This is a genomic window from Streptomyces sp. CB00455 (assembly GCF_001905445.1).
In the GTDB taxonomy this organism is placed as follows: Bacteria; Actinomycetota; Actinomycetes; order Streptomycetales; family Streptomycetaceae; genus Streptomyces.
This window is the reverse complement of record NZ_LIVQ01000007.1, coordinates 366,576-385,660: the sequence shown is the minus strand read 5'-3', so window position 1 is coordinate 385,660 and position 19,085 is coordinate 366,576. Positions and strand designations below refer to the sequence as shown.

Annotated in this window: 17 protein-coding genes and 4 pseudogenes; 8 read left to right on the top strand and 13 right to left on the bottom strand. The window is 68.5% G+C overall.

The genetic code is table 11. The features are described from left to right. Positions 1-187: 187 nt before the first annotated feature. The 5 genes from bdeA to AMK16_RS27160 all read right to left on the bottom strand — a co-directional run bounded on the left by bdeA (position 188) and on the right by AMK16_RS27160 (position 4,440). Complete coding sequence (gene bdeA / locus AMK16_RS27180; RefSeq protein WP_107417268.1) at positions 188-1,051, bottom strand: bis(hydroxyethyl) terephthalate hydrolase; 864 nt, start codon at positions 1,049-1,051, stop codon at positions 188-190. Between the two features lie 499 nt (positions 1,052-1,550). Further along, positions 1,551-2,045 carry a hypothetical protein gene (locus AMK16_RS27175; protein ID WP_199885595.1) on the bottom strand — a complete coding sequence of 165 codons (495 nt, stop codon included), beginning with the start codon at positions 2,043-2,045 and terminating at the stop codon, positions 1,551-1,553. A gap of 167 nt (positions 2,046-2,212) precedes the next feature. Continuing rightward, the gene (locus tag AMK16_RS27170; RefSeq protein ID WP_199885593.1) at positions 2,213-2,410 is read right to left on the bottom strand and encodes a hypothetical protein; all 198 of its coding nucleotides are present in this window, start codon (positions 2,408-2,410) and stop codon (positions 2,213-2,215) included. 270 nt (positions 2,411-2,680) lie between these two features. After that, positions 2,681-3,505 carry an ABC transporter permease gene (locus tag AMK16_RS27165; RefSeq protein ID WP_073919957.1) on the bottom strand — a complete coding sequence of 275 codons (825 nt, stop codon included), beginning with the start codon at positions 3,503-3,505 and terminating at the stop codon, positions 2,681-2,683. Then, on the bottom strand, positions 3,502-4,440 hold the full coding sequence (locus AMK16_RS27160; RefSeq protein WP_073919956.1) for an ATP-binding cassette domain-containing protein: 939 nt from the start codon (positions 4,438-4,440) through the stop codon (positions 3,502-3,504). The genes AMK16_RS27165 and AMK16_RS27160 overlap by 4 nt, the downstream gene beginning before the upstream one ends. A gap of 162 nt (positions 4,441-4,602) precedes the next feature. Between AMK16_RS27160 and AMK16_RS27155 the strand changes: the two genes are divergently transcribed. Continuing rightward, positions 4,603-5,241: a PadR family transcriptional regulator gene (locus tag AMK16_RS27155; protein WP_073919955.1), complete on the top strand. Its 639-nt coding sequence runs from the start codon at positions 4,603-4,605 to the stop codon at positions 5,239-5,241. A gap of 729 nt (positions 5,242-5,970) precedes the next feature. Here the strand turns inward: AMK16_RS27155 and AMK16_RS35355 are convergent. The 4 genes and pseudogenes from AMK16_RS35355 to AMK16_RS27135 all read right to left on the bottom strand — a co-directional run. After that, positions 5,971-6,179: pseudogene (locus tag AMK16_RS35355) on the bottom strand (transposase); the annotation flags it as partial. A gap of 432 nt (positions 6,180-6,611) precedes the next feature. Further along, positions 6,612-7,412, bottom strand: coding sequence for a maleylpyruvate isomerase family mycothiol-dependent enzyme (locus AMK16_RS27145; protein ID WP_073919954.1), 801 nt, complete (start codon positions 7,410-7,412; stop codon positions 6,612-6,614). 461 nt (positions 7,413-7,873) lie between these two features. Then, entirely contained in the window at positions 7,874-9,139 is a 1,266-nt protein-coding gene (locus tag AMK16_RS27140) for an FAD-dependent monooxygenase (RefSeq protein ID WP_073919953.1), read from the bottom strand. Positions 9,140-9,157: 18 nt separating this feature from the next. Continuing rightward, entirely contained in the window at positions 9,158-10,015 is an 858-nt protein-coding gene (locus AMK16_RS27135; protein WP_073919952.1) for an alpha/beta fold hydrolase, read from the bottom strand. 76 nt (positions 10,016-10,091) lie between these two features. On the opposite strand from AMK16_RS27135, the gene AMK16_RS27130 reads away from it, so the two are divergent. Then, positions 10,092-10,997, top strand: coding sequence for an AraC family transcriptional regulator (locus AMK16_RS27130; protein WP_242438927.1), 906 nt, complete (start codon positions 10,092-10,094; stop codon positions 10,995-10,997). A gap of 576 nt (positions 10,998-11,573) precedes the next feature. After that, complete coding sequence (locus tag AMK16_RS27125) at positions 11,574-11,861, top strand: chaplin (RefSeq protein ID WP_073919951.1); 288 nt, start codon at positions 11,574-11,576, stop codon at positions 11,859-11,861. A gap of 726 nt (positions 11,862-12,587) precedes the next feature. Here the strand turns inward: AMK16_RS27125 and AMK16_RS27115 are convergent. Both AMK16_RS27115 and AMK16_RS38585 read right to left on the bottom strand, forming a co-directional pair. Then, positions 12,588-13,073 (bottom strand): tetratricopeptide repeat protein, encoded by a 486-nt coding sequence (locus tag AMK16_RS27115; RefSeq protein ID WP_242438926.1) that lies wholly within the window; start codon positions 13,071-13,073, stop codon positions 12,588-12,590. A 346-nt stretch (positions 13,074-13,419) separates the two neighbouring features. Beyond that, a pseudogene (locus AMK16_RS38585) lies at positions 13,420-14,064 on the bottom strand (ATP-binding protein); the annotation flags it as partial. 190 nt (positions 14,065-14,254) lie between these two features. On the opposite strand from AMK16_RS38585, the gene AMK16_RS34465 reads away from it, so the two are divergent. The 3 genes from AMK16_RS34465 (at position 14,255) to AMK16_RS27095 (ending at position 15,669) form a co-directional block, all read left to right on the top strand. Continuing rightward, positions 14,255-14,608, top strand: a complete 354-nt coding sequence (locus AMK16_RS34465; protein ID WP_107417256.1) for an ATP-binding protein — start codon at positions 14,255-14,257, stop codon at positions 14,606-14,608. Positions 14,609-14,699: 91 nt separating this feature from the next. Then, positions 14,700-14,897: an SMI1/KNR4 family protein gene (locus AMK16_RS27100; RefSeq protein WP_073919946.1), complete on the top strand. Its 198-nt coding sequence runs from the start codon at positions 14,700-14,702 to the stop codon at positions 14,895-14,897. A 277-nt stretch (positions 14,898-15,174) separates the two neighbouring features. Continuing rightward, a complete protein-coding gene (locus AMK16_RS27095; protein WP_073919945.1) occupies positions 15,175-15,669 on the top strand; it encodes a hypothetical protein in 495 nt (164 codons plus the stop codon). Positions 15,670-15,974: 305 nt separating this feature from the next. On the opposite strand, the gene AMK16_RS27090 is transcribed toward AMK16_RS27095, so the two are convergent. Continuing rightward, entirely contained in the window at positions 15,975-16,280 is a 306-nt protein-coding gene (locus AMK16_RS27090; protein WP_073919944.1) for a hypothetical protein, read from the bottom strand. Between the two features lie 464 nt (positions 16,281-16,744). Here AMK16_RS27090 and AMK16_RS37640 point away from each other — a divergent pair. Next, positions 16,745-16,930: pseudogene (locus AMK16_RS37640) on the top strand (DUF6233 domain-containing protein); the annotation flags it as partial. A gap of 115 nt (positions 16,931-17,045) precedes the next feature. Then, positions 17,046-17,507: pseudogene (locus AMK16_RS27085) on the top strand (transposase); the annotation flags it as partial. Between the two features lie 171 nt (positions 17,508-17,678). Here the strand turns inward: AMK16_RS27085 and pdxR are convergent. Next, entirely contained in the window at positions 17,679-19,073 is a 1,395-nt protein-coding gene (gene pdxR, locus AMK16_RS27080; protein WP_073919943.1) for a MocR-like pyridoxine biosynthesis transcription factor PdxR, read from the bottom strand. Positions 19,074-19,085: the final 12 nt, after the last annotated feature.

Genomic DNA, 19,085 nt, shown 5'->3' with positions numbered 1-19,085 from the left:
ACCAACGAGTGGAGTCGCCGACCGTCACCCGGACGGCCGTGCCCCATCGCCGCGCGGGGCGGGACGGGGCACGGCGGGACGGTGCAGGTACGGAGAGCCACCGCACCGACAGAACAGAGACGGGCGACCGTGAGCCGCCCGGCCGACGTCGGCAGCAGTGACTTCAGGGCTTCAGGGCTTCAGGGCTTCAGGATGTGTGCGGGCAGTTGCCCCGGTACTCCCGGATGGCCAGGCTCGGGCGCGGCAGCGGGCACAGGAACTGCTCGTAGCGGGTGTCGTCGTCGATGAACCGCTTGAGCCAGGCGATGCTGTACTTGGCGATAGTGGTGTCGGAGAGGTTCGGCGTGAGGTGCGTGGCGCCGTTCAGCTCCAGGTAAGCCCGGTCCAGCGAGGACGGCATGCTCTGGTAGAACGGCTCCGAGTGTGAGGACACCGGGGCTATGGTGTCGCCGTCCGCTCCGATGACCAGCGTCGGAGTCCGCAGCTCGGGCCAGGTCTTGTCGAGGTTCCATCCGGTCAGCGGGATGGCGGCCTTCAAGGAAGGCCGGCTCTTGGCAGCCTCGAGTGTTCCACCGCCGCCCATCGAGTGACCCATCACGCCGAGCCGGGTGGCGTCGACCCGGTCGCGGACGCTGCTGCGCTGCGTGAGGTAGTCCAGCGCCGCCAGCAGCTGGCGGCCGCGGCTGGCCGGCTGGTCGTAGGTACTGGTGGTGTCGATGGTGAAGACGACGAAGCCTTGAGAGGCCAGGCGCGGTCCGAGCCAGGCGATCGAGGATTGCCGTGCGGTGTAGCCGGGGGAGATGGCCACCGCCCCGAAGGTGCCCTCGCCGGTAGTGGTCGGGTAATAGATGGTGCCGCCGCCGAAGCCGGTGACGGAGAACGAGGAGACGAAAGCGCGCGAGACGGGGTACGGGCCGCTTGCCGCCTCGATGCTCGCGTGGGTGGGAGCGGGGCCGCGCTCGTAGGAGTACCCCGCGGCACTGGCGCCGGGTGACAGCAAGGTGGCGAGCCCGGCAACGGCCGCCACGCCGGCCAGAGCGGCCGTCAGCATGCCGAACCGGCGTCGCCGGTGCCGATGGCGCTGAGGGGTGGCAGTGATCGTCGGGGCCACGGATCTGCGGGCGAAGAGCTGCACAAGCATTCCTTTCGTCGCGGTGGACGGCAACAGCAGACGCAGTGACAGAACGTGAGGGACGGCGCCACGCCGTAAGCCCCGACGCGTACCACCAGCAGGCCGTCGTTCACCGGACCGGGAACATAGGCGGAAGAGGAAGCCAGGTCACGCGGCTGCGGGATTCCGCTCACCGTCTGAGACGGATGAGGCCTGAGACAAGCGACCCTACGGTCACAGAACGTGAATCAACAGGTCAAATGCGCGATGCACGGCCTCGGTTCACCCCGAAACCACCCTCCGGATCTGAAGAAACTCCTGGAATTCTGTGTGTTTCGTTTCACATGCAGCGTCTCACATATTGGACATCATGCGGTCGGCGTTACGCCCACAGGTCGCGGCAGGTGTAAGTGGAACCGGAGGCACACCCCATGCGGGATCAATGCGTCACCACCCGGAAGGCCGCAGCGCGTTGGCTCCACCGCACCGGCAGGCACCCAACGGCCTTGATACTGATCGGCAGGGACCAGCCGTTCCCGTCGGCCTCGGGTTCGGTGCCGGTGTTGGGGGCAGGGAATTCGCGCAATTCGTCGGCCTCCACCGGCGTCGATCCTTCGAGCGGGAACGCCCGTGATCCTACGAAGTCGCCCGGCAGGGACCGGCCGAACGTGAATCCGTTCGCTGACGTGTAGGGCGTGGACTCGGGCAGATACAGAAGGACGACGATCTCGTCGCCGTGGCTGACGGTCAGGTCGACCGGGTCGGTCCACCGCGATGTGCCGGCCGGGATCTCGATCGATGACTGCCCGTCGATGGAGCCCTCGATGAACCGTCCGCAGACTCCGATAGCGCTTCCTGCGATCCGAACGGCGCCTTCCCCGAAGAGATTGGACAGCTCTACCCGGACGCGGCTGCCGCCGATGCTCGCGGGCACGGACATGCGGACGGTGACATCTCGAAGGGCGGCTCGTCATCCCCACCGCGGAAGTCGGTCATGGCCTGGGTCCATGTCGGCGCCCAGCCCATGCCGCCATCGCTCTCGTGTGTGCTCAAGCTGGCCTCTTCTTTGGTCTGCTGTGGGTCGGCTGTCGGGTGTTGATGTCACTCGGCCTGGTCGGCGGCGGTGAAGAGGTCGAGGAATCCGGACGGTGCGTTGTCGCCGATCATGAGGTTCAGCATGTCGTGCGCCTCGGCGTAGAAGGGTTCGGTTCGAGGGAACAGCGCCACTTCGTAAGCGGTGAGAGCCGCCTCGACGTCGTTGGGGTGAGCGGCGATGGCCTTGCGCCCGACGAGAGCCAAGGCCACTTCGTGGGCCTGGAACAGGCCCAGTTCACCCGCCGGGCTCGGAAGCTCCTGGAGCCGGGCGCCGCAGTCGTCCTGGAGACCGAGACCATCAACCTCTACGGGCAGACGATCGAGCTCGCCGTCGTCGACGCGGCCACCGGCAAGGTGCTCCAGGACACCCTGGTGAAGCCCACGGGCCGATCACCAGCGGGGCCCGCCACGTGCACGGCACAGGGGCGCCGGCCTCCGACCCGGTTCGTGGATCGCAGTCCAGGGCCGGGTTCGTCAGCGGCTCAGGCCCCGGAAACGCTTCACTGCGAGAGGGAAGAACACCGCGATCAGCGCCACCGGCGAGGCCACAGCGAGGAGTTCGGCGTGCTGGGCGGCCCAGGAATCGCCGACCGCCCCAGGGTTGCCGAACAGGCCGCGTACCGCGGTGGCCGTCGCGGACATCGGGTTCCACTCGACGATCGCGCCGAGCCAGGAGGGCATCGATTCGGGTGAGGCGATGGCGTTGGAGAGGAAGCTGACGGGCCAGACCAGGATCTGCACGGCCTGCACGAGTTCCGGCTTGCCCGCGACCATCGCCAGATGGATGCCGATCCACAGCATCGCGAACCGCAGCAGCAACAGCAGGCCCACTGCACCGAGGAAAGAGGCGAAGCCGTCGTTCCAGCGCCAGCCGATCGCGTATCCGACCGCGATCATCACGGTCAGGCCGACTGCTGATTGCAGCATGTCGGCGACGCTGCGGCCGACCAGGACAGCGCCGGAGTTCATCGGCATCGAGCGGAACCGGTCGATGACTCCTTTGCCCAGGTCCTGGGTGACCGAGAGCATCGTCGCTTCGAGGCCGAAGGCCATGGTCATGGTGAGCATGCCGGGTACCAGGTATGCCTTGAAGTTGCCCTGGATGCCCTGTCCGCCGCCGGTCAGGTAGCTGAACATCAGCATCATCATCACGGGAAAGACCAGCCCGACGACGACCTGCACGGGCTGGCGGGCCCAGTGGGCCAGTTCACGCCGGGTCATCGTCCAGGAGTCGACGGCCGCCCAGCTGATCTTCGAGCCCGCGGCCTGCGGTGTGATCCCACTGTGGGTCGCGCTCATGCGGCGTCCTCCTTGGTCAGGTGCATGAAGACTTCATCGAGGGTGGGCCGGCGCACGGCGATGTCCTCCGCCTCGATGCCGGCCGCATCCAGCGCCCGGATGGTCTCGGTCAGCGCGGCCATCCGGTTGCTGACCGAGGCGCTGACCATCCGCCGGTCCTCGTCCACCGCCACTTCGCCGGGCAGGAGCGAGGCCGCGCGGGCCAGCTGGGCCGTGTCGTGGAGGACCACGTCGATGCGGTCGCCGCCCGTCTTGGTCTTCAGCTCGTCCGCCGTGCCCTCCGCGATGACCTTGCCGTGGTTGATCACCGCGATCTGGTCGGCCAGCTGGTCGGCTTCCTCCAGGTACTGCGTGGTCAGCAGGACGGTCGTGCCGTCGCCGACCAGGGAGCGCACGGCGTTCCACACCTCCGTGCGGCCGCGGGGGTCCAGCCCGGTGGTGGGCTCGTCCAGGAAGAGGACCTGCGGCTGGGAGATGAGCGAGGCCGCGAGGTCGAGCCTGCGCCGCATGCCGCCGCTGTACTGCTTGATGGCCTTGTTGCCGGTGTCCGTGAGCCCGAACCGGGTCAGGAGCTCATCGGCTCGGACTCCCGCGCGGCGTGCGCCGAGGTGGTAGAGCCGTCCGAACATCTCCAGGTTCTGGCGCCCGCTGAGCTCCTCGTCGACGGCGGCACTCTGGCCGAGCAGTCCGATCCGCGAGCGCACTTCGTCGGCCCGGGTCCTTGCGTCGATGCCCGCCACCGTCACCCGCCCCTCGTCGGGCCGCAGGAGCGTGGACATGATGCGTACGGCCGTGGTCTTCCCGGCGCCGTTCGGGCCGAGAATCCCCTGGACGGTCCCGGCTCGGACCGTGAGATCGAGGCCGTCGAGAGCCCGCTTCTCCCTGTACTTCTTCCGCAGACCTTCGACGACGATCGCCAGATCATAGTCGGACAAAGCATCCTCCTTCAGTCAGTGATCAAGCTTGACTAGATATGGCAAGATAGGGCACCTTGGCTCGTTAGTCAAACTTGATTAGGAGGGAAGCTGCAGGGCCGTGGGGCTAGTCAAGCTTGGAGACATGTAATCTAGTCAAAATTAACTAGGATGGAGAAGCCCTTGTCAGCGATCCGGCTACTGGTCCTCGGCGCGGTGCGCCAGCACGGACGGGCGCACGGCTACCAGGTACGAAACGACCTGGAATTCTGGGGCGCCCACGAGTGGTCCAACGCCAAGCCCGGCTCGATCTACCACGCGCTCAAGCAGATGGCCAAGCAGGGGCTCCTCGTCGAGCACGAGGTCGCACCGAGCACCGTCGGCGGCCCGCCCCGCGTCGAGTACGAGATCAACGACAAGGGCACCGAGGAGTTCTTCACCCTACTGCGCGAGGCGCTGAGCTCGTACGAGCAGAAGTCCGACGTCCTCTCTGCCGGCATCGGCTTCATCGTCTACCTGCCCAGGGACGAGGCCGTTGCCCTCCTCAAGCAGCGGATCACGGGACTCGAACGATGGCGGTCTGGGGTCACCGAGTACTACACGCCGGAGGACGGGCCCGAGCAGCTCGGGCACATCGGCGAGATCATGAACATGTGGGTGCACACAGCCGACAGCGGCGCAGAGTGGACACGCGGCCTGATCGAGCGGATCGAAGGCGGCGCGTACACCTTCGCGGGAGAGGGCGAACCCTTCGTGGGTGTGCTCGCGGAGGACGAGCCGAACCCGTACGCGACGGGACCGCACCCAGAGGACAACCGGTAGCCCTGCACCCTGGCGGCGGCACCGGCGCCGAGCTCTAAGACCTTCGGATTCAGCGAGTCGATGCTCGGGCTTACAGCGACCGCGGACTCCGTCTGGATCAGCCTCGCCTTCACCTCGGGGGTACCGATGACGATCCTCACCGCACTGGGGCTGGCCCGGGTGGCTGTCGCAGCGGCGCCGGTTGCTCGGGACTTGCTGCCTCGACTACAGCGTCCTTACGAGCACGTTCTCAATGATCTTGGTGCGAGCGCACGCTACATCGGTGAGGCAGTCCCCCGACTTCGATCTCTCTGGAGCGAACCAGCTGTCGGTGACTGGGACCATTTTCTAGATGGGCTCTCTCGACTTGGCCAATTGCGCTCCGCCTGAGAGGCAGGTATCAGTCCGCCTGTTGCAACGAATGGCGCCCGGTGACTCGCCGGTTAGTCACTGATGCAGTCTTAGAGATTGTTGTCTTTGCGGGCTTGAGGACTGCGTTCTCGCTGGTCAGGCATAGGGTCGGCGGTCTCGTGGAGTGGTGACGTGTCGTGTCGTTGCTTTGGTGGAGGTCGAGGATGCCGTCGGTCGTGGGACTGCTGGAACAGCGTGAGCTCACCGCTCGCCGTCGTGTCGACGGTCTGCGGGAGGAGGCCGACCGCCTCCAGGCGGAGCTGGCCTTGGCTGAGCGGGAGTGCCCGCCACCAGGCGGCGGAGCCGGCCGTGGAACTCGCGGACCAGATCGTGGTTGCGCCAGCGCCGGAAGAACGCGTAGACCCGGTCCCACGGTGGGAAGTCGGCAGGCATGGCCCGCCACTTCGTGCCGTTGTCGACCAGGTAGCGGATCGCGTCCAGCATCGCGCGGTGGCAATAAGCCTCCGGTTGCCCGCCCCGCCCCGGCCCCGCAGCCAGCCCGGCACCGGCAGCAGTGGCCGGACCACCGCCCACTCGGCCTCCGACATGTCGGTGGGATACCGACGCTCGCGCGCCCCGTGGTCTCTGGCGTTCCCGAACCTGTGAGCCAGACAGTCACACGCGAGAGTGGCTGAAGTGGACCGCACTCCCGCGTTGCCGTAGAAATGCGACAACAGGGCCTCCTGGAACGCACGTTGGCTTCGACACCCTTCGAGCTACCAAGAGGCCCTGCTCTCATGCACAGCAGCCGCCGCAGTCACCCGATCGACTGACTTCTCGACGAGATCGGGACGACGGCAGTCGCGTCGCTTCTCGTGATCGCTGGGACGGACAAATTCGCACTGCCATCCAGGTAGACGGCCGGCTTGGTGACGCCCCGAGGCCGCCTCGCGGGTTTGAGTCCGGTGCCGCGACTGACGAACCTGGCGAAGAGTCGTGTCTTATCGGCTCGAGGCGCGGCCAACAGCCCCCGCTACGTCCTACTTCTCCTCCGGCTCCCAGGCGCGGAGCAGGTTGAGCAGCCCTGCGTCTCCGTCAACGTGCAAGGAGTCGGCCTGGATCCGGTCGTACAGGTAGAGGACCAGCTCACTGGCCGTGCCGTGAACGGAGGCACCGGCTGCGTCCGAGCCTTCGCCGGTCGCGGCGGTGGGCGCGGGGATGCGGGTGGTGCGTGCCCCGTCGCCATCGACGGTGAGGCGCCAGGAGCGGCCCTCGGCGGCGTGGAAGTCGAAGGCCGTGGGCTTGTGCGGCCAGGCACTCGGCGTTGCGCAGACGGTGAACAGGAACTCCTCCACACCGTCGAGTGCAAGCTCGACCGGCAGCGGCTGCGGGGCGCCCCCGGCGAGCTGGGCGTCGTAGGTGTGCACCGCGGTCTCCTGGACCCGGTGCCGGGCGGTGCCGCCGGCGGTCTGCGGTGACTGCGACGCGGGCCACCACGTCCAGCAACCGCTCTCCGGTCCCGCCGCGCGCAGGGCGCCCAGCAGAAGCTGCGTCGATGCGTCCAGCCAGGCCAGCAGGGCCTCACGCTCCTGCGGCACTTCCAGCGCGGCGCGCGCGGCGACGGCCTCGGCCGGGGGAGCGTCGCCAGACCCCGCGCCGACGATGGCGGCCCAGAAACGGTCTCCCCCACCCAGGTGCTTCACCAGATCGAACAGCGTCCACCCGGGGCAAGTCGGCACCTGCGCGTCGAGACCGGGCGCGGCGGCGACCACGGCGCGGAAGGCGGTCGACCGTTCATCGATCAGTCGCAACAGGTCAGGGAACTCAAGATTCTTTTCCACGCCGGATGTCTATCACCGTGCTCCGGTGATCGGACAGCGATTTTCACAGTAGCCGCCGGTTGGCCATTGCGGACGTCCTCGCCTCCCACCGCTCGGGTGACAAGCTGCGCACTGCTGCGAGGACGCTGGTGGTGGCGGTACGCCAGGCGTCGTGCCTGTGGATGCTCTTGCCTCGCCGTGCGGCCAGGCACCTCGGCGACGTGACGTCCACCCGGCGCGCGCGTCATGCTGCCGCTCGATGTGATGGACGCGGAGGTCACGACGACGGGGGAGGACCGGTCGGGTCGGGAGTTCAGGGAACTCCCGTTCGACCAGCACTCCTCAAGTTCGAAACAACAACAGCGACTTACCCAACCCAGGTGACGGCCAGGCAAGTTGTCGTGCCAGGGAGGCGGGCCCTGTGTCCTATTTGGCACGAACATCATGGAGCTGCCGGTCAGGCAGACGGCGGCGAGCACCCCTCACACCACCCCGGAGCCGCCTCCGAAGTCGCCCGCGAGGCCGACCCGGCCTCGCGATGCGGTGGGCGGCGGCGGGTAGTCGTCGACGGCCATGGAGTTGTAGAGGCGTGCGCTCTTGGTGGTGAGGCGGAGGATGGCGCGGCTGGGCCCTGCGGGCAGGGCGGAAATCAGGCGGGCGCCCTGGGCCAGTCCCCGCACGCCGAGGTGCGAGGTGGGGATGAGCGTCTTCGCCGCACTGAGTGCGGCAGCGCGGCTGCCGGGCACGTGCTCCGCCATCGCGCGCTCGTAGGCGGGGAAGGCACGCTCGTGGTCACCGCCCGCCCGCGCCAACTCCCCGGCGAGGACGTACGCGCCGACGACGGCCAGGGTCGTGCTGCCGCCGACGGCCGGGCCGGGGCAGTAGCCCGCGTCGCCGACGAGTGTCACCCTCCCCCGCGACCAGGTGTCCATGCGGAGCTGGGTGATCGAGTCGAAATAGAACGCCGGGGTGCGGTCGAGCTCGTCCAGCCAACGGTCCACGTCAGGGTGCATGCCGGCGAACGCGCCGCGCAGCAGCTCCTTCTGCCGGGGCACGTCGCGGTGGTGATAGTCGAGCTCGCGCTCGCTCCGGAACAGGAACAACGCCCGCGCGTCGCCGAGGTGCCGCGCGCCGTACATGCCGGCAGTGCGGCCGACGCCGACGTGGATGAGGAGCTCGCCGTCGAGCCCCAAGACGTTCGGCAGGGTCAGCACCCCGAGGTAGGCCCCGATGAAGGCGCTGAACCGGGACTCGTCGCCGAAGGCGAGGCGGCGCACGTTGGAGTGCAGCCCGTCCGCGCCGACGACGAGGTCGAAGCGGCGCGGCTCGGCGTTCTCGAAGCGCACCTCGCCGTCGGGCGAGATCGCGGTGATCGAGTCGCCGAAGATGTACTCGACGTCGTCGCGCGCGGCGTCGTAATAGATCTCGCTCAGGTCGTCGCGCATGATCTCGACATGCCGGTCGGAGGTGGCACGGAAGATCTTGGAGAGGTCTACCCGGACGGGACGCCGTGCCTTCTCCCGGTGGACAGTCATCCGGTTGGTGCCGGTGGCCCGCTCCTCGATGCGCGGGAGCACGCCCATCTTCTCCGAGATGTTCATCGCGGGCCGGAACAGGTCGACCGCGTGGCCGCCGGTCTTGCGCAGAGTCGGCGCGCGCTCGACGACGGTGACGCAGAAGCCGTGTCTGGTGAGCCAGTACGCCAGCACCGGACCGGCGATGCTGGCGCCGGAGACGAGAATCCGCATGGGACACCTCCTTGTCATTCAGTCCACCCGTGCGGTGTGGATCGTGGTGAAGGCCAGCAGCGGGGCGGCGGTCCGCGGGGGATCCTCGAGTATGGGTGAGTGTCCGAGACCGGGCAGCAAATCGACTTTCGCGCCCGGAACGACGCGGTAGTCGGCGGCGGATGAGGATCGCCACCTGCGGTCGTCCTCGCCGAAAATCACCAGTAGCGGCTTGCCCAGGACCGTCAGCCGATCCGGCAGCGCCCGCTGCTCCATGTAGTCGCGGGTGGCCTGCATCGTTCTGGTGAGTGTGTGGTGGGTCATACAGCGCACCTCGTCCAGAAGCTCTGGTGGGATCTGGTAACCCGCTCGGCTGAAACCGGTGCTCGCGAACCGGCGGATCTGCTCGTCGGTCGGCGGCCACTGCGAGAGTCCGACTGCGGCGGACGGCGGTGCGATGAAGGCGTCCAGGCTGGGTCCGGTGTTGATGAGCGCGAGCGCGGTCACCAGGTCGGGCCGCTGTTCGGCGAGGGCGGTGGCGACCACGCCGCCGCTGGAGTGACCGACGACCACGGCGTGCTCGACGCCGAGCCGGTCCAGTGCCACGCCGACCCGGCATGCCTGGTCCGGGAGCGCGTAGCTGCGGTCGGCCGGTTTGGCCGACCGACCGTGCCCGAGCAGGTCGATCCGGATGACGCGGTGAGATCCGGACAGCAGCGGAACCATCGGGTTCCACGAGCGGGTCGACGACGCGGACCCGTGGATGAGCAGGAGTGCGGGGGCGTCGCGAGGGCCGTCCTGGCACACGTGGATGTCGCCGTCGTCCAGCAACAGGGTCGAACTCTCGGTGGCCTCGGCGCCGCCATTCACCTGCGGTCCGCCGTCAGAAACAGTCATGAGCCCACTATTGCCGCCGATACCGACCGGCGGATTGGATAAATGTTCCCCTCGCCGACTCACGTAGCATGGGTAGGTGCGGACTTTCATGCACGGTGCGGCTGTGTGGGACGTCGCATGCCCGCAGCGGCCCAGCCGGATGACCGGTCTCACCATGGCCGGGTTCCGTGTCCGTGACCTGGACGCGCTCCGGATGGTCCCGCACCCGGCCGTGACCCTGCTCCTGGAGTTCGGCGCCGGCTCGCCTGTCCTTGACTGTGCCTCCGGGCAGCAGCAGCGGGGAAGCATCGTCGCCGGGGCGGGGCTCGGGTCCGGCGGCGCGGTCCGGGCGCGGGGAGAGAACGTCGAGTGTGTGCAGGTACGCCTGTCCCCGGTGATCGCACGCGCGGTTCTGGGCGCCTCCCCCGCCGACCTCGACGGCGCCGTCGTGCCCTTGGGTGACCTGTGGGGCCGGGAGGCGTCCCGGATCCGCGAGCGACTCGGCGATCTCTCGTCGTGGCAGGATCGCTTCGCGTTGACGGACGCGATGCTCGCCCGCCGGCATGAGGCGGGGCCGCCGGTGGATCCGGAGGTGGCCTGGGCCTGGCACCGGATCGTCAGCAGCCGTGGCCTGACCCGGGTCGACGGACTCGCGGCCGAGGTCGGATGGAGCCGTAAGCGGCTGTGGTCCCGGTTCCGGTCGCAGCTCGGCCTGCCGCCCAAGCAGGCCGTAAAACTAGTCCGCTTCGACCATGCCGCCCACCGCCTGGTCGCGGGTGAGGGCGCGGCCCAGGTTGCGGCCGACACCGGCTACGCCGACCAATCCCACCTGCATCGGGACGTCATGGCGTTCACCGGGGCGACCCCCGCGGCCGTTGCTGGCGAGCCGTTTCTCGCCGTTGACGACATCGCATGGCCCAGCCGCGGAACAACCGCCACGCCTCACGTCTCCAGGGACCTCCGGCCCGGCCGCCCACCGGAGATGAGACGGCTACCGCTGTGAACGTCGCCGCGGTGACCTGCGCTGGACGGGGCCGGTGGCGCTCAGCGGTCAAGGGCGCCGGCCGTACCGGTAAGACCGCGATTTCCCGACCGCCTGGACGAGCAAGGGTTCGGCGAGTGGGAATCTGCCATGCGGCCTAGTACTGCAACGGCGTTTGGCGTGACTGGTGGCCAGGTTGGTCGTCCGGTGTGGGGGCGGCCCGGTACTGCTACTGCCAGAGCGCTCTGGTCACCGGGCCTCGCCCGCGCACGCCCTATCGGCGCGGACTGCGCCGGCGATAGCCACAGCTGGCCGGCGCCCCGCATCACCAGCACAGCGTTCGCCACCCTGGGTGACATCGAACGGGGTGCGTTGACACCGAAGCCGACACCTCCACTCCCCCGCCCCTTCGTATCCCGCCGCGCTCCGGGGCAGGCACCGCGGATGCGTAGCGGTCAGGGCTGAGCTCGTAAGCCACACGTATCAGGTCACCGATTCGGCCCAGTACCCGTGACGGACAGGCGCTCCGGCCGGTTGTGGGGTGCGTCGTCCGAGCTGGATTCCCCCGCAAACCGTGAGTCTTCCAGGAGAATTCCGATGTTCCGTATCGCCAAGGCCGTAGCCGCCACCGCCGCCGCGGGTGCCGTCCTGGCAGGCGGGGCCGGCATCGCCGCCGCCGACGCCACCGCCGAAGGCGCCGCCATCGGCTCCCCCGGCGTTCTGTCCGGCAACGTCGTCCAGGTCCCCATCCACATCCCCGTCAACCTCTGCGGCAACACCGTCAACATCGTCGGCCTCCTCAACCCCGCCTTCGGCAACACCTGCATCAACGCCAGCGGAAACAACGACGGCCATCACAAGGGACAGCAGCACGGCGACTACTGACAAACACCAGGCCCTGGCCCCGGCACACTTCTCGCCATCACCCCAGACCACCGTGTGAACCAGCCGCAGCGCACAGCCCGGTACCGAAATCGGCCTCCCCTTCCTTACCTAGGGGAAGCCGAAGCGTGCCGGGCTGTGCGCTGCAGTCTCCGTGGTACGAAACGGCTCCGCCGTTGGGGGGGAGCCGTTTGCGTATGGCTTTCGCTCAGTGGCGGTACATCACGTACAGGATGCCCTCGCTACCGAGGCAAACCCTGCCGCCGGGCACCGCACGGCGCAACTGCCGGACGCGACCGCACCGCAGACAGGCAGGCGCCCGAACCTCAGCAACACCGGCCGCAGTGAGGGTGCTGATGAGGGCCTGGACCGATCGCTGGGGCCAGGGACGCCCCGCTGACCAGGGCGTCGGGGTGAACTGCAAGGTGGGCCCGGATCCGGCGCCGGGCCGACGGGGTGGTACGCCAAGCCGGACCGCGGCCTGGTCGGGCCCCAGGGGGACGTGGCGGTCGAGCAGCGCCGGCAAGTCGCGGCGGCGGGCCAGGGCCGCCACGCGGTGCACTCCGCGTCCGCGGTCGGTGCGCACCGGTAGCCGCACCACGGTGAGAGCGCGCGCGACGGTCGGCGGCCAGCCCCAGTCGCTCAAGCCGGAACCGGCGGCCCTGAGCGAGAAGGCGAGGACTGGGCCGCTACGTCAACGCCAGCCAGAACCGGTCCGCCGGTGGCTCGCTACGGGGCAGGCACAGTGAGCCTCTCCTCGAGCGGACGGCAGAACGCCGCGATGCGAGGTTCGGTCGACGGGATCACGGGGACGAGGCTGCGGAGGGCAATGATCAGCACGCGCACCTGCCCCGGAGGCTGGGCGGCGTTCAGAAATTCCGCGAGGTGCTGCTCGGCCTGCTCCCAGCGCCCCCAAAGGCAGTAGGCCAGGACGAGGTTGTCCGCTTCGAAAGCATCGCGCTTCCCGGCGGCGGGAGAACCCAGAAGGTCCACTGCACGTGCGAGGTGGTGGTCGCCGTCCGGGTGACCGAGCGCGGACATGGCGACGGCCGTCTCGTAGTGAGTCCATGCGTCATCGGTGTCGAGCGCGATGGATCGGGTGAGGTCGGCGAGCGCTTCGGCGTAGTGGCCGAGCAGGCGGTGCGCTACACCGCGGGCGGTGAGCGTAGAGGCACTATCGGGGCGGAGTTCGACTGCGAGACGGTAATCGGTCAAGGCCTCCTCGTACGCGCCCAACATGCGATGGCAATCGCCCCTCCTCCTGACGGCCCAGCTGTTGTCGGGACTGATCTCGTGGAGTCGGACGAAGTCGGCAAGAGAGTCGGCGCGCCTCGCTCTCCGTGAAGACATCGAGGGGCCAGTCGGTGACCAGGTCGTGCCAGTCCTCCCAGGTACGGGCGGCCAGCCGGGACTGGCCGGCGAGGGTGACCAGTACGTTCGCGGGGAGTTCCCCGTACCGTTCGGTGCCCAGAACGCCGCGCAGCCACGCGTCGAGCATGGGGCCGGTGCGCTCGTAGGTGTCGAAGAACAGCGCGATCCAAGGATGCCGGCGTGCCACCTCGGTGAGTTCCGCGAGGAATACCGGGGTCAGCGCGTCAAGTGGGGACAGGACCAGCTCCACGTCGCCGTGGCTGCGTAGCCGGGTGCTGAGAAGGGCCTTGACGCGCTCCGCACCGGCGGCGACCTGGTTTGGGTTCACGGCTGCGGTGAAGGCGCCGACGCCGGGGATCATGCCAAGCCCAACCAGACCCACCTGCGAGGCGATCACGCTGGACGGGGAGGGGGACGCGGACGGGGCGGTGCCCACCGCCGGGTCCGAAGCTGCCGCGGCTGCCGCCAATCCTGCGTCGGCCTCGTGCCGGCGCTGGCGATAGGTGGCCAGCAGCTTGTCAAAGCCCTTCAGCGCCACGTCCTGCTGGGCAAACTGCGCGCTGATGACCTCCATCGTTTCGACTACGTCCGCGACAGACTCGTCCACGTACGCGGTGACCGCCCCGGCCTCGCGGGCGATGGTCTCCAGCTGCCGCACCAGGGTCGATTTGCCGACCCCCGCCGGGCCCCGCACATGGAAGAGAAACTGAGCCGCCTCCTCCGGGGACTGTCTGAGGGCCTCGCGGAACGCGCCGACCTCGCCCTGCCGCCCAACGAAGCCGACGGAACGCCGTCGCCGAATCAGTTCCTGCCTCGAAGGCCCCCGCCCCGCCATCTGTCAGACCCTTCGGTACGCCACCGGCTGTAGGGACATGCTGTCGTATGGAGGCGGATACCGTCTGGCGAGCACAGGAATCCCGTCGAAGAGCGAACGTTGAGCCGGAGCAGCAGTTCTGGCCTCAGGGGCCGGGGATGCCGGTCAAAACCGAGGAACGGCGTCGCACAGGGCTTGATCCCCCGCCGCCATCGACACCCTCGCCGACTGCTCATGGATCAAGAAGAGCCAGCCCCTCTACCTGATCGGCCGACTCCGGCACCGACAGGTCCCACATGCTCATCGCCTGGGCACCGAGGCCGCCATGAAGGGTTACCGCGTCCGCTACACCCTCGCGACGAAGCTGGTCAACGAGCTGGTCGTGGCCCCCGACGAGAAGCAGCTGAACAAGACGATGGCCCGCTGCGGCTGCGTCGACGTTCTCTGCATCGACGAACTCGGCTACATGGAACTCGGCCGCCACGGAGCCGAACCGAGACCGACACTGACTCCTATCGCCTCGCCGGCACCCGACCGGGCCGAGGAACCCGCCAAGGCCCGCTGAGTGCGATAACTGCCGATCTTGACGTCAGCGACGAGGGGGTTGAGGGACATCGGAACGAAGACCGGTGGATTGATGTATGTGGGTTCAACGAGTGATCGAACTGACCGGGTGGGAACCGATCGGAATCTCCGTCGACTGGGCAGCGATCGAGGAAGAGCGGGGGGTTCCGCTGCCAGCGGACTACAAGGAGCTCTACGAGGCGTTCGGCGGCGGCGTCTTCAGTGATTCCGTCTACTTTCTGGGGCTCGATGAGGGCCGCGCGTTCGACTTCCTGTCACAATGGCGGTAGTCCGAGCCGCACATCACCAAACGATGGGCACGTCCCGACGCGGAACCGCTCTCGTGAACCAGCGCTTCGTGTTCGGCCTGTCGTCGCACACGAAAAAGGCTCTGACTCCCCACCGAGATCAACACTCATGTCCATCGCGAGCGTCGCGAGCCCCCACCTACGTGCTCACGCAGAGAGTCGCCTAACACACGTCTCAGTCCATCTGGTCCGACCTCTCGTGCTGTGGGTGCTGCCTGATCTACTGCCTGGCGGCCAACTGGAAACTGGAGGGAAGGAAATGGGCGCTCTGACTGACTACTTCCGCGCGGTGGATGCAGCATCGGTTGTGGGGGTGCTTGAGCGGGCGGATGGTGGGTCCCCGCTCGGCGCAGGGCCCCCTGCCTTCGATGGGGTCGCGGCTAAGCATGTGGACCCGACTGTGGTCTTGGCGATGCTGATTGCTGCCATCCGGCAGGTTCCGTGGCGAGTGGACCTGGTCGAGGATGTGGCCGTGTGGCCGGTCTCCCCGGTGCCCGGCCCGGACGGCCCCGAGGACGAGGACGACCCATGGGTGACGGGACCGTGGGTCGTCGAACTCAATCCCCAGGTACGGGACACCCTGGCCGCTGTGCGCGACTCCGAAGTGCCGACCATCGTCGCCAGGTGGGTGCAAGCGGAAGAGCTGCACGGAGCGCGCGTCGAAGACATGCAGCCGGTGGCTGAAGAGATCATCCTGCTCGCCAGGCGGGCTCTCGAGGCCGACGAGCAGCTCTACTGCTGGATGTGTCTGTGACGTGGCCCAGCCTGGAGGTCCGTGTCCCGTCTCATTAGATCTTACAGAGAGAGGGCCGCTGACCTGCGGGCTGACAGGTTGAGTCGAGACTCAGGGCAGGTGGAGCGAGGCGTCTCGGGAGAGTCGTGGACGGAGTCGAGTGCACGTCTCATCGATCACGGCGAGGGAGGGGAGTCCTGAGCTGGGCTCCGTCAGGATGGCGAGATTCCTGGCCCCATGATTCGCAGTGAAGGTGGCAGTTTCGGACCAAGCCGATGACCAACTTCGTGGCTGGGAGCTGGCAGCACCAATTCCGTCGAGACTGGTCAGGAAGGCGACGACTCGGGTTCGTCCCAGTTCCAGCCGGTTTCCGGGAACTGTTCGAGCAGGGCGAAGAGCGACATCGCCTGGTGAATGGCGGATGACCAGTCCTGAGCGGAGACGTCGAGCAGGACCAGCGGCGGGGGTGTCTGCCGGAAGTCGTGGGTGAGCATTTCGCGGCTTCCGTCCCCGCCGATGACGACGCTCCCGGGGAAGCGCTTCTGGAACTCGCCGGCCTCATTGACTTCGATGAGCTCCGCGATGGCATTGATCATCAGGAAGTCGTCCGCAGGAAGAACGAACTGGCTCATGCTCCCTTCCGTGGCCAGGAAGTGTCGATAGTCCGCGGGGAATCGAACGCCGAAGTGGCGCTCGGCCTGCACGACCCGGAAGCCGTCGTTCTCACCGGGGCCCGCAGGACCTCGGGCAGCCGTGTCAGGCGTGCTGTTCATCGCCGAGGAGCCAGCGGTGATGCCGGTGGCAGACGGCTTCGTGGTGCGGCGTGCTGCGGACGACGAGGCCGTGGATGTGCCGGCGGGCCATGCAGAGGCGGCAGGCCGGGCGGCGCCGCGGTTCGACGACCTCCGACGATGGTCGATGCGGGAGATGAATCACCTCTCCAAGCGAATCGTGGTCCGTAGCCTGTTCGGACACCAGCCAGGCACTTCGCACCACCAGGCACCCCCTTCCCACTCCACCCCTACGGCACTCAGAGGCCGCGGGCGCTCTGAGCTGCTCCTCCGAACCCCAGAGCACCCCCGGCCCCCATGTCCAGGTGCAGCTGCTGGAATCGCATCGGGCGCCGGAAGACGCCGCCCCGGTCGATCGAGGTTGGCTGATCGAGCGCGGAATCGGAAACGGCAGGCTTCCGGCTCGCGTACACACCGGCGACTGCTGGGACACCGGCAACCGCTGCGCCCCCGCCGACCCGGAGCAGATACGGTGCCTGCTGGCCGAGGGCGTGCCCGCCTGCATTCCACTGCCGAATCCGCTGCCGGCATCCAGGAGGGCCGCCAGCGGGGGGAAGAGCAGCCAACCGACGGGGCGGGAGCGGACAAAGAGCAGCAGTGCGCGGCCCCCGTTACCGCACCCGGCCGGTCTCCTTACGCGAGCACGTGCTGGCCGCCGGCCGCCAGGCGGGACGCACACTGACCTGGCGCAAGGGCTCGAAGGGGGCGATGAGCTCGCACTTCGTGCTCCTGCGGGCCCGCCTCGCGGGCCGCCGGCCCAAACCCGTCGCCGACGGCACCATCCCCCTCACCTGGCTGCTCGCCCAGTGGCCCGACGGCGAAACAGAGCCGGTGAAGTACTGGATCTCGAACCTGCCCGCCGACATTCCTGCCAAAGACCTCGTCCGCCTCGCGAAGGCCCGCTGGCGGATCGAGCACGACTACCGCGAACTGAAAACCGTCCTGGGCCTGGACCAGTTCGAGGGCCGCTCCTTCACCGGCTGGCACCGCCACGTCACCCTCGTCACCGCCGCCCATCTGTTCCTGACCGAGCAGCGGAGGGCCCCAAAAGTCCCTGCCAGGGCCTGACCCTCTACCAGGCCCTGGACCTCCTCCAACACCTCATCGCCACCTGGACGGGCACCTGCCCAACCTGCCGACAAACCACCAGACAGCCCTACGACAGCAGCTAACAAAGCACTACTAGGCGCTCGCGCCGACCCGCATCGCCGAACTACGCACTCACGCTCTCGGCCTCGGCTACCGGCACTCACGAACGGCCTCGGCGATCCGGTCGGCCGCCCACACCGCCCGGGACGGGGCGAGCCGGCCGTACCCGACGACGAGGGCAGGCGCCTGACGGCTGATCGTGTACCGGGCGAGCGGCACCACCGCGATGCCCAGCTCCCCCAGCCGTGCGACCACGGCATGCTCGTCGGTGCCCTGCGGCAACGGCACCGTCAGATGCAGACCGGCGGCGATGCCGTCGGCGCTGATCGCGGCGTGCCTGGTCAGGGCGGCGACCAGAGCGTCCCGGCGGGCGCGGTACGCCTTGCGGGCCCGCCGTAGATGCCGGTCGTAGCCGCCGGTCTCGACGAAATGCGCGAAGGTGAGTTGTTCGAGCGTGCTGGGTCCGCCGCCGGTCGCCTCCAGGGCCGAGAGCAGCGGCCTGCGCAGGCCGGCGGGCGGCACGAGCCATCCGAGCCGTAGGCCGGGGTGCAACGTCTTGCTGACCGAACCCAGATAGGCGACATGTTCGCGCCCGAGACCGGCCAACGCGCCGACCGGCCGGCCGTCGTAACGGAACTCGGCGTCGTAGTCGTCCTCCACGATCAGACCAGAACTCCGTGCAGCCCAGGCCAGCAGGGCCCGACGACGGTCCGGCGACAGCACCGCGCCGGTAGGGAACTGGTGGGCCGGCGCGCAGACCAGCGCGCCGACATCCGCCCGGCGCACGGCCTCGACGTCGACCCCTGACGAGTCCACGGTGACCGGCTCGATGCGCAAGCCCGCGGCGGCGGCCACCTCCCGCAGGCGGAACCAGCCGGGATCCTCAACTGCCATCCCGCAATCCGCCCTGGTGCTCAGCACGCGCGCGACAGCGGCCATGCCGTGCGAGGTGCCGCAGGTGATCAATACCTCCTCGCTCTCCACCGGGATGCCCCGAGCCCGCCTCAGGTAGCCGGCGACCACCTCCCGCAGGCGGGGTACTCCCTCTGCGGGCGGGAAGACCGGCGGCGACCAGTCGGCGACGGTGAGCACGTGCCGAAGGGACCGCATCCAGGCAGCGGCGGGGAATCCGTTGATGTCCGGGGCGCCGGGCCGAAGATCTGCCACACACGGCGGAGCATCCGGAGCCGCGCTCCGCTTCGGTGCCGGCTCGCTCCGGGTGGCGGCGACCCGGGTGCCCGAACCCCGCCGGGTCTGCAGGTGTCCCTCGGCGGTGAGTTGGACGTACGCCTCGTTGACGACCCACCGGGAACAGCCGAGTTCCGCCGCGAGCGTACGACTGGACGGAAGCAGATGCCCGGGCCCGAGCCGGCCCTGTCCGATGGCGATCCTGATCGCGCCGGTGAGGCGCTCGTGCATCGGGCGACCGTCGTCGGGGAGCTCGACGAGCAGGCAGGTTGCGCGATTGGTCCGGTCAACAGGCATGCGAGTGGACTG